Origin of the sequence: Caulobacter sp. Root487D2Y, from assembly GCF_001427165.1 — a bacterium.
GTDB lineage: Bacteria > Pseudomonadota > Alphaproteobacteria > Caulobacterales > Caulobacteraceae > Caulobacter.
In genome coordinates, this window is record NZ_LMFD01000012.1 from 367,581 (window position 1) to 368,115 (window position 535).

Annotated in this window: 1 protein-coding gene; it reads right to left on the minus strand. The window is 62.6% G+C overall.

Annotated elements, in window-relative coordinates; genetic code table 11:
- Positions 1-95: 95 nt before the first annotated feature.
- Positions 96-535 (minus strand): DUF998 domain-containing protein (locus ASD38_RS18910; protein WP_235523887.1); only part of this gene is annotated, 440 nt, incomplete at its 5' end.

Genomic DNA, 535 nt, shown 5'->3' on the forward strand with positions numbered 1-535 from the left:
GACGAAATAGCCGAAACAGCCCATGGCGATTTCGGCCGAACGCCTAGACCAGGCGACCTGACTGTTGGTTGTCCGACGCCCCATGATCGCCTCCCTTAAGCATTGGGCGTCATGGGGCCTTGTCGCAGAATGGCGATGCGGCGGAGTTGCCTGGCGGTCGCCAGGAACCAGACCATGAGCACGGCGACGAAGAGACGGTTCGTCAGGCCATAGGGCGCGCCCCGATGCAGGGTCAGGAACTGGGCGATGAACGCCGCGAGCAAGGCGATCGCCAAAGCCAAGCCGATGCACCGATAGCTGCGCCAGTCCTCGCTTTGATGAAAGCCGACGGCGAAGAGCAACGCGCACAGGATCACGCTGATCACATTGACCAGGAAGCTGGCGGTGTGAATGTTACCCGTCGTTGTTGTGGCCGCCGTCTCAAGATCGGTTGGAAAGATCGCCGTCGCCAACAGGCCAAGCGTCGCCACCCACAGGAGCAGCACCGCAGCGCGACCCGGCAAGGATTTGGGGCCGGCCACGGCCATTCCCAATC